General features: G+C 64.0%; 10 protein-coding genes. All 10 read right to left on the bottom strand.

The features are described 5' to 3' along the window. Window positions 1-73: 73 nt before the first annotated feature. Genes QK293_RS06360 through tssJ form a run of 10 tightly spaced genes read right to left on the bottom strand, consistent with a single transcriptional unit; the run spans window position 74 to window position 14808 of the window. Window positions 74-1816, bottom strand: a complete 1743-nt coding sequence (locus QK293_RS06360; RefSeq protein WP_282376264.1) for an SUMF1/EgtB/PvdO family nonheme iron enzyme — start codon at window positions 1814-1816, stop codon at window positions 74-76. Then, a complete protein-coding gene (locus QK293_RS06365) occupies window positions 1809-3005 on the bottom strand; it encodes an ABC transporter permease (protein WP_282376265.1) in 1197 nt (398 codons plus the stop codon). The genes QK293_RS06360 and QK293_RS06365 overlap by 8 nt, the downstream gene beginning before the upstream one ends. Further along, a complete protein-coding gene (locus QK293_RS06370; protein WP_282376266.1) occupies window positions 3005-3721 on the bottom strand; it encodes an ABC transporter ATP-binding protein in 717 nt (238 codons plus the stop codon). Before QK293_RS06370 ends, QK293_RS06365 begins: the two co-directional genes overlap by 1 nt. Next, complete coding sequence (locus QK293_RS06375; protein ID WP_282376267.1) at window positions 3721-6771, bottom strand: serine/threonine-protein kinase; 3051 nt, start codon at window positions 6769-6771, stop codon at window positions 3721-3723. Before QK293_RS06375 ends, QK293_RS06370 begins: the two co-directional genes overlap by 1 nt. Continuing rightward, on the bottom strand, window positions 6768-7499 hold the full coding sequence (locus tag QK293_RS06380) for a protein phosphatase 2C domain-containing protein (RefSeq protein ID WP_282376268.1): 732 nt from the start codon (window positions 7497-7499) through the stop codon (window positions 6768-6770). Before QK293_RS06380 ends, QK293_RS06375 begins: the two co-directional genes overlap by 4 nt. Then, the gene (tagF, locus tag QK293_RS06385; protein ID WP_282376270.1) at window positions 7500-8153 is read right to left on the bottom strand and encodes a type VI secretion system-associated protein TagF; all 654 of its coding nucleotides are present in this window, start codon (window positions 8151-8153) and stop codon (window positions 7500-7502) included. Beyond that, on the bottom strand, window positions 8150-11650 hold the full coding sequence (tssM, locus tag QK293_RS06390; RefSeq protein WP_282376271.1) for a type VI secretion system membrane subunit TssM: 3501 nt from the start codon (window positions 11648-11650) through the stop codon (window positions 8150-8152). The genes tagF and tssM overlap by 4 nt, the downstream gene beginning before the upstream one ends. Next, window positions 11647-12945 (bottom strand): DotU family type VI secretion system protein, encoded by a 1299-nt coding sequence (locus QK293_RS06395; RefSeq protein WP_282376272.1) that lies wholly within the window; start codon window positions 12943-12945, stop codon window positions 11647-11649. The genes tssM and QK293_RS06395 overlap by 4 nt, the downstream gene beginning before the upstream one ends. A 6-nt stretch (window positions 12946-12951) precedes the next feature. Next, window positions 12952-14286 carry a type VI secretion system baseplate subunit TssK gene (gene tssK, locus QK293_RS06400; RefSeq protein ID WP_282376273.1) on the bottom strand — a complete coding sequence of 445 codons (1335 nt, stop codon included), beginning with the start codon at window positions 14284-14286 and terminating at the stop codon, window positions 12952-12954. A gap of 15 nt (window positions 14287-14301) precedes the next feature. Continuing rightward, window positions 14302-14808: a type VI secretion system lipoprotein TssJ gene (gene tssJ / locus QK293_RS06405; RefSeq protein ID WP_282376274.1), complete on the bottom strand. Its 507-nt coding sequence runs from the start codon at window positions 14806-14808 to the stop codon at window positions 14302-14304. Window positions 14809-14813 lie beyond the last annotated feature (5 nt).

The raw sequence follows: 14813 nt of genomic DNA on the forward strand, positions 1-14813 counted from the left end.
CTTTTAAGTTTGACCAGCTCAGCACGGCCCACCGCCGCCTGAGTCCCTTCCAAGCTCGCTGTACAACGAACAATCAAGACCGCTGAGCGTTCGATGCGAGCAATTCCTTCAATATCGCCGCCGGGTCGGCTCGTCGTTGCTGACGATAATCACCGACATGGCGAACGAATAACGTCGCGCGCGTGACCAGGCTCTTGCCCAGTACCGGCTTGCGATCCAACTCTTCCTTGATGCGTTGAAACTGCGCCTGGATCACGGCATCGGTGTAGCGCGTGCCGGTTGCCAGGTTGTCGATGTAGATCGCCACCGCGCCGTCCAGCGCGCTGCGGCCGTTGTCGATGGCCGTGGCGAACAGCTTGGCGCTGGCCTCGTCCTTGACGTCCACGGCCTGCTGGCGACTCTTCTGCAAATTGGTCAGGCGAATGTTGTAGTTGTTGATGGTCTCGGCCACCAGGGCCGCTGACTGGATCAGGTTGCCGGCCGCTTCCTCGCGCTGCTGGGCGATGAGCGAGACGTTGCGCTTGAGCTCTTCGTTGACCAGCCCCAACTCGGCTTGCAGGCGTGGGTCGACACTGGCGGCGATGATGCTGTCCAGGCGTTTGGTCGGGTCCTGGGCGTCGTCGATAGCATCGGTCAGCGAAGCCAGCCGACCTTCTTTCTGCCATTGGGCGAACAGTTCCTTGTAGCGCGAACGTGGCGCCGACAACGCGCCAATCGCGACCCGGAACCCGGTGGTTTCGTTGCTTTGTTCGGTGCCGTCGGCGGCGAACAGCGGGTACTCGCGGCGCATCCCGGTGAACAAGGTGCCCTCGCCTTCCAGGTAGTTGCCGCCCTTGACCACGAAGCCGCCGTAGGTGCCTTGGCGGCGTCCGGCGTGCACGAGTTGGAAGGACTCCTGGACCATCTCGGCGGCGTTGCCGATCACGTCGAACAGGCCAATGGGGTTTGGCAGTTTGGTACCGATCGGCATCAGCCGCGCGGCCTGGCCGGTGCCGCCGGCGACCTGGTTGAAGACCGCCCAGTCCGCCAATGGGCCGTCGCTTTCGCTGCCTTCCAGACGACGGGGAAACAGGCGCCCTTCCAGGTCCTGACGGCTAATGGCCTGCCCGCCACGGGCAGCAAATTCCCATTCAACCTCGGTCGGCAAGCGCACAAACCCCAGCCCGCCCTCTTCAGCCGAGGTGCCGCGACCGCTCACCGGTAGAAGGTCCTTGTGGTATTTCATCAGCCAGGCGCTGTACACCGCCGAGAAGCGTTCGGCCTCGAATCGCGATAATTTCACCTTGGGCAAACGCCCGGCCATGCCTTGCGGCGCTTCGGCTTGCAATGCCTCGCAGGCCGGCGCCGGCTCGCCGCTGGCCAACGATTGCGCCTGGGCCATGACCTGGGCGTATTGGCGGGCGGTGACTTCGTATTTGCCGATGAAATAGAGCATCGGTTTAAGCGGGGTCTTGGTGTCTGTCTTGGGCATCAACGGGGAGAGGGTCTTGCCCCAATCCTTGGGCAGATCCTTGAGGGTGAACTGGCCGTTGATAAAGTCCCGGCGGTAACCGGAGATGAACGACTGTTGATAACCGGCCTCGTCCTCACTGAATGGATAGCCGAGGCTGATCTCGCGGTCGTCCAGAGTGCCCTGGGCCAGGATGTAGACGTAACGGAACACCATCTGCCCTTCGCACGGCAGCGGCAGGCTGACGTCATCGGGCAACGGCTTGGGGTTGTCTCGTTTGTCGGTGCTTTCATCGGCACCCACCAGACTCGCCATGGCCATGCTGGCCAGGCTCAGCGCCACGGCGGCGCCCAGTAACTTATACATCTCGGATTCCTTCAAACGCCTGGATACGCGCCACTCGCCAGCCACCACAGGCCGCTGCCACGGCGCTGACGCCAAGCACGGCCATCAGGGCCAACGCGTAGTGACGCGCCAGCAGATGGCTGGCGTACTCGCCTGGCATCTGCACAAATAAATGGTTCAGGCCCGATTGCGCCAGGCCATACAGCCCGGCACTCAACAGGGCGGCAAGGCCGGCGCTGTACAGCGCCTGCAACACCACAAACAAAAGCAACGCTGCCGTGGAAAACCCCAGCAGGCGCAACACCGACAACTCTCGGCGCTTGCGCTCGACCGCCGCCAGCGCGCCGGAAAAGATCGCCGCGAACGCTCCCGCTAAAGCCAATCCGGCGATGATCCAGAATACGATCGACAGGTTGCGGCTCAGTGATTGCACCTGGGCGATGGTCTGGGCCTGGGTCGAGACCAGCAGGTTCTGCGCAGCGAAGTATTGGCGCAGCGGTTCGACATCTTCGAGGCTGCGGGCATACAGGCGAAACGCCGGATACACCCGCTGCTCCGACGCGCCCACCGCATCACCTGGCCAACCGAACGCTGGCACGGCGCGACCGTCCCGGTAATCCTCAGCCGCTTCCAGTAACGTCAATGGCGCGAACAATCCGTCCCGGGCGAAGGCTTCCAGCGGCAGAACGTGCAGCACCTGGACGCGAGTGCGCTGCGCCTCGCCACGACCGGCCACCTGCCGGCCGACACTGGCCTGCAGCCAATCACCGGCCTTGGCCCCGAGCTTTTCGGCGGCGGTCTGGCTGAGCAGTACCTGATCCAGCCCTTGGGGCACCGGAAGACTGCCGAGCAAGGGGTCGTTGACGGCGGTGGGGATCATTTCGACGGTCACCGTCGCAGCGCCAGCGGTCAGATCCGCCGTCGCGGCAATTTGCCGGGTGCGCGGCAAGGCGAAAGTCACGTCGTTGCGCTGGCTCAACTGCTCGATGAACGCGGCACTGAACCGGCCGCCACCCTGGGGGATGATTTCCCGGGTGGCCGGGTCGTTTTCCAAGCGTTCGGTCAAACTGCTGACCAGGCCGAATTTCAAGCCGAACAGCACCAGCAGCGGCGCGACCACCGCCACCAGCGCCAGCACCGAACAGGCCGACAGCCACGCATCGTTGCGGTAATCCTGCCAGGCCAGGGAAGCCACCAACGCGTTGCGCATCAGCAGGCCTCCCCGAGGGTGGCGGTGACACCGCCATCGACGTCGCGACGACAACTGATGCGCCGCACCTGCAAACCGCTGGCGCGGGCCAGCGACTCGTCGTGGGTGGCGACAACGCAGCACACGCCGTGTTCGCGGGCCTGGGTCACCAGCAACTGCATCACTCGTTCCGCATTCAGCGGATCGAGGGCGGCGGTCGGTTCATCGGCCAGCAGCAGGCGCGGCCCATGGGCCAGGGCGCGGGCGCAACTCACCCGTTGCCGTTGGCCGACGGACAAGTCGCCCGGCTTTTTGCCCAGTTGATCGGCGATATCCAACGCCCCGGCCAGGCGATCCACGCTGCCGTCGTCTTTCAAGCCGAGCAGTTTGCGCGACAGGTCGATGTTGCCGCGCACGTCCAGAAAACCCAGCAGGCCGCCGGTTTGCAGCACGTAGCCCAAGTGCCGGCGACGCAGGTCCGCCAAGGCACTTTGAGCATCTGCGCGCCACAGCCCGGTAATGTCCGTCCTGGTTTGGTCGGGCGCAAAATCAAACTGCCCGGCCTGATCCGGAGCCAGCACCAGCGCCAGCAAATCCAGCAACGTGCTTTTGCCGCAACCACTGGGACCGACCACCGCCAGTTGTTCACCGGCACGCAGTTGCAGCCGTGGAATCACCAGGCTGTAGCGCTGGCTGCCGGCGCCCCGGCTTTTGTGCACCGCGCTCATGTTCAGCATCACGGCAGCGTCGACAACGGAACGCGGTACAAGGCATCACCCGGTTCGGCATCGCCGAAACGCACCCAGTTGGCCAAGTCGTTGTGGAAGGTTTCGTAGAGGCGGATTTTCGAATCCAGCTCGTCGATAAAGTCTTCCTGCTCGGCCACGCTCAGGGAAAGCCACAAGTCCTGAGTCATGTTCAACGACTTGCTGCGGTATGGCAGCCCTTCCAGGTACTCACCCAGAACCCCGCCATCGGCCAGGTTGCCACCCTTGCGCAAGGCCGAAGGATCGCGGCTCATGTAGGCACTGGCGCTGGCGATTTCCTGGAAGAAATTCTTCGGCGAGGTCTGGGTCTTGCGAGCGGCATCGACGATCAGTTTCAGCGATTGCTGCAAGTCGTTGAGCTGCAATTTGGTCAGCATCACGCACACCTGGAACGCCGGCAGTGCCGAGTTGGTCAGGTCGCGGTCGGCGGTCCAGGCGCTGACCAGTTGCGGTGCGTGGCTGGCGGCTTTACGCCCCAAAAAGTCCATGTGCATCGCATAGCCGACGGCCGCCGATTTGTCGGTCAGGCTCGGCGCTGCGCTCAGCAGTGGCACGGTTTGCGGCGTGTTGCTGCGCACCTGATGCACCAGGTCTGCAAACACCGAACCGATCTCGTCCACCCGCTGACCAAACTTGCGCACATCGGCGCCCGGTACCGGAATGTACAGGTCGCCGATCTGCGGGTTGGCGTCGGCGGTCAGGGTGCGGTATTGGCTTTGCGCACCGCCGTGGGTTTTCTTGCCGGCGTCGCTGAGCAGGTGCAAGGCGTAGATCTTGATCTGCTTGCCCAGCGCAGCTTGACGCACTTCAGCCTCGTTCATTTGCGTGGCGGCGTACGGGTCGTTCTTGCGCAGGGCGCCAGCATCGGTGACCAACAGAATCAAGCGCCCGCCATAACCGGACCAATCCATGCCCTCGACCGCTTCCATCACACCAGCAAACGCATCTTCGTTGAACGTATGGCTCGAGACCGTGGACGCCTTGACCTGCCGCGCCAGGTCCATGAAGCGCTGTGGGACGCGTCCCTGTTCCAGGGTGATCAAGGTTTTGGCGACGTATTCCAGGCCAGGGGTTTTCTGGGTGCTGCTGCGAAACCCCACCAGGCCGAAGCTGACGCTATCCTGCTCGCCGCGCTCGGCGATGCGGGTTTGCAGCTCGTGTACGACGTCGCGCACCTGATCGATGTAGGGCTGCATGGACACGGTGGTATCGACCACCAGCACCACGGCGGTGCGGAACGCGTCGGCATTGGCGGTGCTGATTGGCGTGTTGTTGGCAGCGACCTTCGGAGTATTACCGGGGTCGATGGACGCCACGTTCAGCAACTGCACCGGCAGGCCGTTTTCATCGAAGCTCTCGCGCGAATCGAAGATCGGCAACAGGTAAAACTGGTTCTGCGGCACCGCGCTGGCGGCCGGTTCCAGGGCCAACACTTGTTGATTGTCTTCGTGGTTCTGCTGGGTCTTGAGCAGCAGGTTTTTTGCCGCCGACGGATCGGCCAGCAGCTTCTCCACGTCGCCGGGATGACGCAGAAACATCACCGGCGCGCGGCCGGAGCGTTCAGTGAACTTGAGCACCAGGCTTTGCTTCCAGTCGCTGACCTGCGCGGCCGGCAACCAGCCGTCACTGCGCCCGTCGGTGGCGGCGCCGACACGCAGCCACGGGCTGCCATTAACCTCTTTGCGCTGATAGACGTAAAGCACGGAAAACGCCGGCAAGACCTTGCCAGGCGCGGCCCCCGCTTCGCTGGCGAGCTTCGCACCCGGCTTGCTGAGCACCCGCTGGAACAAGGTTTTTTTGCCGGCCATCAGCAGCGGACGCTGACCGCCATCGACCTCCGTCGCCGCCACGGCGGGCAGCGTATTGACCGGGGGTGTAGGGGTCGGCGGTGCTGAAACCACCGGCAGCTTCACGTCGGCATCGACTTCAGCATCACTGCCCAGCCACCAGTAACCCAAGCCGCCCAAGGCCAGCGCCACGGCCACCGCGACGGCAGCGAGTGCGAACACGGGGCCCTTTCGCTGCTCCGAGATCGAGGACTGCGGCGTCGGCTTGACGGTCGGCGGAACTGGCGTGGATCGGGGTTGTGGCTGCACGGGGCCGCTGGGTATGTCGATAGACACTGGCGTCAATCCCGCCAGGTCATCGCCGGTCGATTTCGGCGACATCGGAATCGGCAACGGCTGGATCAAGGTCGCTTCAACTTCAGCCGATTCCTTGGGCAAATTATCCAACGCCTGCAACAACGCCGCTGCATCCGGAAAACGCTCCGCCGGATCCTTGGCCAATAGCTTGCGCAGCACGTCCTGATAACGACCGTGGTGCACCGGCAGCTCCGGCAACGGTTCGGTCAAATGCGCCAGGGCCGTGGAGAGCGCGTCGTTGCCGGTGTACGGCAGCTTGCCGACAAGGATTTCGTAAAGCACCACGCCCAGGGCATAAAGGTCGGCCCGGCCGTCAATGTCCTGGCCGCGCGCCTGCTCCGGGCTCATGTAGCTGGGCGTGCCGACGGCGAAACCGGCCTGGGTGAACTGGGTGCGGTCGTCCAGGGACTTGGCGATGCCGAAGTCCGAGAGCACCGCCGTGCCATCGGCACGGAACAGAATGTTCGCCGGTTTGACGTCGCGATGAACCAGCCCCAGCCCATGGGCATAGCCCAGAGCCGAGGCGATCTGGCGGATGTAGATCAGGCCCTGCTCCGGCGTCAGGCCGGCGGCGATGCGCTCCTTGAGCGTGCCATTGGGCAGGTATTCCATGGCCATGTAATACAGCTCACCGACATTGCCGATGTCATGGATGGTGACCGTATGCGGGTGAGACAGGCGCGCCAGGGTTTTGCCTTCGCGCAGGAAGCGCTCGCAGAAGCTCGGGTCGGCCGCCAGCGCGGCGGCCATGATCTTCAATGCCACCTTGCGCTCCAGCGAGCGCTGGGTCGCAAGGTAAACGCTGGCCATGGCGCCTTTGCCGATCTCACCGCCGATGTCGTAACCCGGGATCAGAATGTTCGCGGTGAGGTTCATGAAGGCACCTTCACGACGATGACGGTGATGTTGTCCGGAGCACCGCGCATCAGGCCCAGGGACACCAGGCTGCTGGCGATTTCCCCGGGCTCGTCGTGGCCCAGTACCTCGGCGATTTCATGGTCCTCGACGGTCTTGTTCAGCCCGTCGCTGCACAACAGGTAACTGTCGCCGGGCATCAACAGCAGCTCGACCATCGTCAGCTCCAGTTGCGCCTCGACCCCGATGGCGCGGGTGACAATATTGGCCCGTGGATGCACCCGGGCTTCGGCTTCGCTGAGCAGGCCGTTGTCCTGCAAATCCTGAACGTAACTGTGGTCCCGGGAGATGCCTTCAAGCAGGCCGTCACGCAGGCGATACAAGCGACTGTCTCCCGCCCACAGGCACATCCCGCGCAGGTCACGCGTCGCCAGCACCACCACAGTGCTGCCCATCATGGTCACGCCACGGTTGGCGGTTTCTTCGCGCACGGCGGCGTTGACCCGCAGCAGATCGTTTTTCAGCGCCGCGGCGTATTCATCCAGCGAGCGGCCCACGGTAATGCTACGCAGACTGTCGACAATCAGACTGCTGACGTAGTCGCCCGCCGCGTGCCCGCCCATGCCATCGGCGACCACCCACAGGCCGTTTTCCGGCAGGTCCAGGCAAGCGTCTTCATTAACCTGGCGGACCATACCGACATGGCTCTTGCTTGCAGACTTGAACGTCTTTCCAGCGCTTGGACGCATCTACACAACACCTTCTTGGCCGAGCAAAAATTGCGCAAAATCGGCGGCGACAGGCAGGCCCTGACACCGCAATAAAGCGGGGGCGATACGCTCCGAACCCTGGCCCCACCACAGGCTTGCGCCTTCGCAGGCCAGTTCGGCAAGCGCGGTCATTCGCGCCTTCGGGTCGGTGGCATCAAAGCGATGCAGGCCGGCAAAACGGCTGCTTGGCGTGCGTGGCTGGCACGCCGGGCTGCCCAGTGTCTCCAGTCCTGCACCGAAGGCTTCAAAGTTCGCCTCCACGCTCAACGTGCTCAACAGCAATTGCTCAACCTGTTCAAACCAGACATCCGAACCGCCCACCACCGACGCCGGATCAGCGTCGTGATCCAGCAGCACCGCGACGGTCAGCGGAAAATACCGGCCAACTCGATCGATGCTCGGCATCACCACCCCAACGGCGGCCTGCGGCCCACATACACCGGGCCCGACCATAAAGCGCCACAGCGGACTGACCAGATAGGCGTCCAGCCAACGGTCCCCGAGGCTGGTCTGGCTGGCGAGCAGGCCGGCCGCCAGCCACGAATCCCAGGGGCCGATAAAACTCTGCGGCAAGTCACGGCTGACAAAGTCCCCGCGACTGGCCAACTTTCCATAGAAGCCCGGCGTGTTCATAACCGCTCCGGCAAGCTGAAACCGCCGAGCACACGGCCCTTGAACGGGTTGAAGGCGCTGTTGGCCCGCAGCTCATAAGAGGCGCTGGCGCCGTCGACCCGCAGCCGCAGGTTGAAGCGGTCCGGCGCATTGCCGGCCGTCAGATCCGATTGCTCCAGCAGGCGGAACCAGGCCCAGGGCCCGTCCAGGGTGATGCCGGAACGACCGCTGGCCGAAGGCGGCATGATCGAGATCCGCACCACGCCGATGCTGCCGGGGTTGGGCCATTGCATGGCGGTCGGGCGGCTCGGGCCGTGGTCATAGCTCAATTGCTGGCCATCGAGGTCGAGCAAAAACTGGGTGATGGTGGCGTCCATCGCCACTGGCTTGAGTTCGAAGCGCACCATCGGCTGGGTGCCGCCGGAACGGAAAAACGCATCCCGGATGGCCGCTGCCCGCTGGAAGGTTTGCAGCACGCCTGGGGCGATGCCGAGCTTCTGTGCGGCGCCCGGTTGCCAGCGCCAGGCCTGGGTCGAGGTATCCACGTACGGCTGCAGGTATTTACGGAAGTAGTTGTCCATCACCCCGCCCACGCCGAAGAACTGGCCGAAGTCGTCCAGGGTCGCGTCCCGCGCACTGCCCGGCGACATCGGATAACGCCCGGCCAGGGACTGGCGATAGATGTTCACCACTTCGCTGGTCCAGGCCGCGTTCAGTTGATTGCGTACCCCGCCCATCATGCTGTTGGTGGTGGAGTTGACCACCGACTTGACCAGGCCCTGCACCAACGCCGGTTGACGCTCGGCGTTGAGGCTGACCCGTGTCGCGGCCGCTGCGGCCTGGTTCTTGGCTTCGCCGAGCAAGGCGTCGCCGCTGGCACCGACCATGGCGCTGACCTGCACATACAGGGCATTCATGTCGGCCAGCAGGCCGTCGATGACCGCCGGTTCGCCTTCGTTTTTGCTGACGATGCTGTTGAGTTCAGCAAAATGCGCGGTGATTGGATCTTCACTCGCCTCAGGTGTGTTTTGCGTCGCCTGCTCCTGGCCGAGCAAGGTGCCCAGGCGCTCCTTGAGCTTGTCGACCCCACCTTCCACCGGCGCGCCCTTGGCGGCCAGCAGGCGTTCTTCCTGTTGCAGGTCGGTTTCCTTCGCCACCGCCACCAGCAGTTTTTTCAACGGCGAGGTCGGGCCGGAAATCACCCGCAACACATCGGCGGCCTGGGCCACGCTGGTGATCGGCACGAAGTCGATATCAGCCAGCAAGGCGTCCCACTGGCGCTGGTAATCCTGGAAATACAGGCGACGCACGTCGGCGGCCAGGCTGGCGACGTTCTGCTGTTCCGCCTGGTCGTGACCGAGCACCCACTGCTCCTCGGCCAGGGTGCCGGTCTGGTTCAGGCTGGTGAGCAAAAACCCTTGGCGATAACCCTTGGCGGTGAAGAAGCCGCTCAAGGGTTCGCCCAGCGGCTTGCCGCTCTTGCGGCTGAACACCAGCGCGGCGTCGCGCCCGGCCGCTTCGTTGATACGAAAGTCCGGAATGCCGTCCGGCAGTTTCTGCCGCTTGACCCGGTCATAGACACGCTGGGCCACCGGCAGTTGTTGCAACTGTCGGCGCAGGTCGTCGATCAGGCGTGGGTCCAGACGTGCAGTGGGCGGATGGCGCTCGAACAACGCCTGCAAGTGCTCCGCCAGGGCCATACGCTGCTCGGCCGGCAAGTCGCGCGGCAGGCTGCGGTCCCAGTCCAGGGCGATCCACGCCTTGATGAAGTCGGCATCGTAATGCTCGCTGTCGGCGAGCATCAGGTAGGCCTTCAAACCTTCATAAAGGAAGTCCGAATTGCCGCCGCCGTGCAGTTGCTCTTCGATGCGCGTGAGCAAGCGTGGCGCGAAGACCGCGATCAACAGCTTGCGATAGACGCTGCCGGACTCGGCCTCAAGCATGTCGCCCTGATACAGACCCAGGCCTTCGGCCCAGCTCGGCGCGTCGCCGGCCAGGTGCTTCACCGCGTTAAGCAGCGGCAATACAGCGAGCACGTCCCGCTGGGCCGGGCTGAGGTTTTGCACGGTCTGGCCCAGGGGCGCGACTTTCTGATCAACTTGCGCGATATACGCCTGGTTGGCGCGGTAGCTGACCCACCACAAGGTCCCGACCACCAGCACCAGAACCACAGTCGAGGCCAGCACACCCCGGGCGATCCACTTGCGCCGACGTTCGACTTTCGGGTTGACCCCCACCAGCCCACGCTCGGCAAAGGCCACGGCGCTGAAGAGTTTTTCGATGAAGTAACTGCGCCCGGTACCGTTCTGGCGCGCCAAGTGCTGGCGGTCCAGGTTCATGCTCTGGGCCATGGAGCCGATCAGCCGGTCAATCGGGCTGCCTTCCTGGGTGCCGCTGGTGAAATACACCCCGCGCAACAGCACCCGCTCTTCAAAGGCGTTGGGTTTGAATACGCCCTCAAGGAAGCTTTGCAGGCAATCCTTCAACGCGCCGAACTGCTGCGGGAAGCCGTAGATCAGATCGCGCCGCGCCGGGTCGCGTTCCTGCTGCAAACGCTCCACCAAACGATCGTTGAGGCGCTGTTCCAGGCCGGCGAACTCGCTTTGCAGATGGGCCAGCGGGCTGTCATTGCTTTTACCGTCATCCAGGGCAAAGGTCATGCCCCAGACCTGGGTCCGCTCTTCCTTGCTCAGGGTATCGAAATACTCCATGAACCCCGGCACCAGATCGAGCTTGGTCAGCATCAGGTAGATTGGAAAACGCACGCCCAGTTGGGTGTACAACTCCTGGATACGCAGGCGGATCGCGGCGGCATGGGCGGCGCGCTCGGCGTCGCTGCCCAGCAGCAGGTCGGAGAGGCTGATGGCGATGAACGCACCGTCAATCGGGCGTCGGGCCCGCTGTTTTTTCAACAGGCCGAGAAAGCCCAGCCACGCGGCTTTATCCACCGTCGCATCGCTGTCCTGGGTGGTGTAGCGCCCGGCGGTGTCGAGCAGCACGGCCTGATCGGTAAACCACCAATCGCAATTGCGCGTGCCACCGACGCCGCGTACCGCCCCGGCGCCCAACTGCGCCGCCAACGGAAAATGCAGCCCGGAATTGACCAGCGCGGTGGTCTTGCCCGAACCCGGCGGGCCGATGATCACGTACCACGGGAGTTCGTAGAGATTGCGGCGCTCGTCACCGCCCAGCCTGGCTTTCTTCAACAGCGCCAAGGCTTCGTCCATGCGCTGGCGCAGGGTTTCGAGCTCTTCGGTCGTGGCGATGCTGGTCGGGTCCGGCGGGGTTTGCGCCGCCAGGCTGCGCATCACTTCGGCGGCCTGACGGCGGGCCTGGATGATGCGAAACACCCGGTAGGCAATCCACACCGCGAACACCAGAACGATCAGCGCCCAGCGCCGACCTTCGGGCACCAGGATTTCGAGCAGCGGCCCGACAAACCAGATGATCAGGCTCAGGGCGATCAGCCCCAGCAGCGGGATGACCCAGCGGATGATAAAACTGAAAAACGCCTTCACTCGACCCCCTCCGCCAATACTGTGATTTCGACCCGACGATTGCGTGCGCGGCCCTCTGTTGTAGCGTTCGAGGCCAGCGGCTCGGTGTCGCTGCGGCCTTCGGCGCTGAAGCGCTCAGACTGGCCGGTCTTGACCGAGAGGATTTGCAGCACCGAATTGGCCCGCGCCTCGGACAAGGCCCAGTTCGATGGAAACCGCAGGGTGGCAATCGGGCGATTGTCGCTGTGGCCGGTCACCCGGACCTGGCCCTTGACCTTGCGAATGGCATCGGCGATGCGCAGCATCAGCGGCTGGAAATTGTCGATGATGCTGGCGCTGCCCGAGGCGAACAGCTCATCGCCACGGATGGTCACCACTGAACGGTCAACGGCGTCTTCCACCGAGATTCGACCGGCCTTGATTTCATCGGCAAGGAAGCCCGCTAGGCGCGGGCGCTCGATCAGTTTCGGTTGCACCACCGGACGGTCGATGGCCTGCACCGGAATTTCGCCCAGGGCATGGATATTTTTGAACACCGGTTCGGCATCAGAAGCCAGTTTCAAGCGCAGGCCGAACAGCAGTGCCAACAGCAACGCCACGCCGATGGCCACGGCGATCCATGGCGGCATGAATTGCGCCAGCCGGTCGCGGGCCACGGTGACGCCGCGCCAATGGGGTGACAGTTCACGCTCATAATCGCCACGGGCGCTGCGGATGACCGCACTGGTGCGTTCACGCAAGGCTTCCAGTTGGCTGCGACCGTCGTTCATGACCCGATAGCGCCCTTCGAAACCCAGGCACATGCACAGGTACAACAGCTCCAGCAGATACAAACGTTCGCGGGGGCTTTGCAGGCAATGTTCCAAGAGCTGGAACACCTTTTCGCCGCCCCAGGCTTCGTTGTGCACGGTGATCAGCAGGCTCTGTTTACCCCAGTCGCTGGTGCCGCCCCACGGCGTACTCAACACCGCTTCATCCAGGGCGGTGCACAAGGCGTAACGGGCCAGCAACACATCGTTGCGCACCACGCCGGCGGCCTCGGCGCGCTCTTCGAACTGGCGCAGGTAGGCCAACAATTGCGCCCGCAGGCTCGCCGGCGCCGGGTGGGCAATGGTGTTGCGCAAGCGGGTCAGCAAAGCCAGCAGCGGGCCAGCGGCGCTCTCCAGGGGATTGAGACCTTCGGCTTTACCGGTCAAAACCGGCGCGGCCGGCATCGAAAGCGGCGCGGGCTGGCCGCGGCCAGCATCCGGGTGGGCCGGAGCGGCGCCACGGCCACCGGGGGTCGGCATGAACTGGGTACGATCGTCATTGCTCATCGCGGTTTATCCTCGGATCGCCCAGAAAGCCAGGTTCAACCCCGGGAACTGCCCCGCGATGTGGAACGCAAAACCGCCGGAGTTGGCCAGTTGCTGCCAATGCTCGCTGCCCCGGTCCAGTTCGTAATAGGTGCAGCCGGCGTGGTAAGGAAGCTGCCGTGGTGCCACCGGCAGCGGCAGGAGGCCGATGCCCGGCAATTGCAGGTTGACCAGGTTGCGGATGTGCTCCACCGAGCCGACCTTGCTCTGCTGGCCGAAGTGGCCGCGCAGGGTCTCGGCGGGCACGTCGGCGCGCACCACCAGGATGAAACTGGCGCTGTCGAGCAGGGTCCTGTCGGCCAGCATCGCTACATGGACGCCGTAGGCTTTTTCGACAATCGGAATCGGCGTGGCCTTGCTGTCGATCAGCATCGACAGCGCCTCGCGCAGGGCTTGCATCACCGGCGCAAAACTCAGCGCCAGGTTATCGTGCTGGTACTGCGGGTATTCCTGCGGTCGCCGCCCGGAAGCGGTAAAGGTCGAGAACTCACCGGCCAGGCTTACCAGCTCACTGTAGAACCGCTCGGGGTGCAACGGGCTCAACTGGCTCAAGTGCTGGATCAACGGCTGAGCTCGGTTGACCAGTTGCAGCAGCATGAAGTCGGCAATTTCCGAGGCACCGCCGGCACCGGAAGCGACCACCCGCCCGGCGAGGGCTTCGCCACGTTGGTGCAGGAGGCCCAGCAGTTCGCTGCGAAACGCGGCCAGCGGTTTGGAGGCGGACACATCCAGCAGCGGCGGGATGTAAGCGTCGTCGAGCACCAGGGCGCGGTCGACGCGTTTCTCCTTGATTCGCACCAGGCCGATGGCGGCGTAGTCGCTGATGCCATCCTCGGCTATCAACAATCGCAGCGCCCTGGAACCCACGGCCACCGGCGCACGGTTTTCGAACGGCGCGTTGTCGTCCCGTACTTCGCGCACCTGGCTCACGTAGCGCGCAGCGCCCAGGGTTTCGCCGTCATCAACGGTGTCCCGCGCACCGGCGCGCTTGAGTGGCAAGGCCAGGTACACCAAACCATCGCGCAGGTTGTCATCGACATTCAGCGGGCTCGGCGCCAGGTCATCCTGGGGAATGTTGAATGGCGTGCCGTCCGGCAACAGGCCTCGCGCCGAGATGATTGCCAGTTTGCCCTGGGCCAACAGGCCCTGATCAATCAACAATTCGGAAAAACCCCAGGCGCCGGCCGACAACGGGCGGCTTCGGGCGTCGATGAGGTGTTCCAGGTAACGGTCATGCTGTTGGAAGTGCTGCGTTCCAATGAACATGCCTTCCGACCAGACCACGCGATTGTTCCAGGACATGGGGGCTCCGATTGCTTATTGGGCAGGGCTGGATGGGGGAACAACGACGGCGCTGCGCACGGCGCGCACATCGAGGCTGATCTGGTATTCGGTGTATTGGCGCGGCGCAACATTCATCACCGTGCGCCACTGCGCCTGATCCAGTTCGCGATACCCCACCAGCACACCGATGTGGCGGGTGGCCGGGTCGAGGTCGCGTTGCAAGCTCAATTGCTGGCCGGGCTGGACCAGCACTTCGTCCTGGTCGATCAGATCCGCGCCGAGCGTCGTCTGGGCCCGTTCGGCCAAGGCGAAATAATCCGCACGGCCGAAGGTGGCGGCATTTTTCAATTCGAAAATGCGCACCCGGACCGGGGCCGGCTGGGCGGTGGCGCCGGGGTTGAGGCCGGCGATGGCGTGGAAGTGCAACTCGACGGCGGCGGTGTCGGCCTCGGCCTCTTCGGGCTGGGGTTTGGCCGTATCCTTCGCACACGCGGTCAGCAGAAGCGCGGTGGCAACTGCGAGTAAAAACCTGGGAATCATCCTGC

Source organism: Pseudomonas sp. AL03 (genome assembly GCF_029960815.1).
Taxonomy (GTDB): Bacteria; Pseudomonadota; Gammaproteobacteria; order Pseudomonadales; family Pseudomonadaceae; genus Aquipseudomonas.

Bases quoted from the DNA above. Each gene is read 5' to 3' on its own strand.
- QK293_RS06365 (WP_282376265.1), bottom strand. From the start codon at position 3,005: ATGCGCAACGCGTTGGTGGCTTCCCTGGCCTGGCAGGATTACCGCAAC.
- tssJ (WP_282376274.1), bottom strand. From the start codon at position 14,808: ATGATTCCCAGGTTTTTACTCGCAGTTGCCACCGCGCTTCTGCTGACC.
- QK293_RS06395 (WP_282376272.1), bottom strand. From the start codon at position 12,945: ATGAGCAATGACGATCGTACCCAGTTCATGCCGACCCCCGGTGGCCGT.
- tssK (WP_282376273.1), bottom strand. From the start codon at position 14,286: ATGTCCTGGAACAATCGCGTGGTCTGGTCGGAAGGCATGTTCATTGGA.
- QK293_RS06380 (WP_282376268.1), bottom strand. From the start codon at position 7,499: ATGCGTCCAAGCGCTGGAAAGACGTTCAAGTCTGCAAGCAAGAGCCAT.
- QK293_RS06375 (WP_282376267.1), bottom strand. From the start codon at position 6,771: ATGAACCTCACCGCGAACATTCTGATCCCGGGTTACGACATCGGCGGT.
- QK293_RS06360 (WP_282376264.1), bottom strand. From the start codon at position 1,816: ATGTATAAGTTACTGGGCGCCGCCGTGGCGCTGAGCCTGGCCAGCATG.
- QK293_RS06370 (WP_282376266.1), bottom strand. From the start codon at position 3,721: ATGCTGAACATGAGCGCGGTGCACAAAAGCCGGGGCGCCGGCAGCCAG.
- tagF (WP_282376270.1), bottom strand. From the start codon at position 8,153: ATGAACACGCCGGGCTTCTATGGAAAGTTGGCCAGTCGCGGGGACTTT.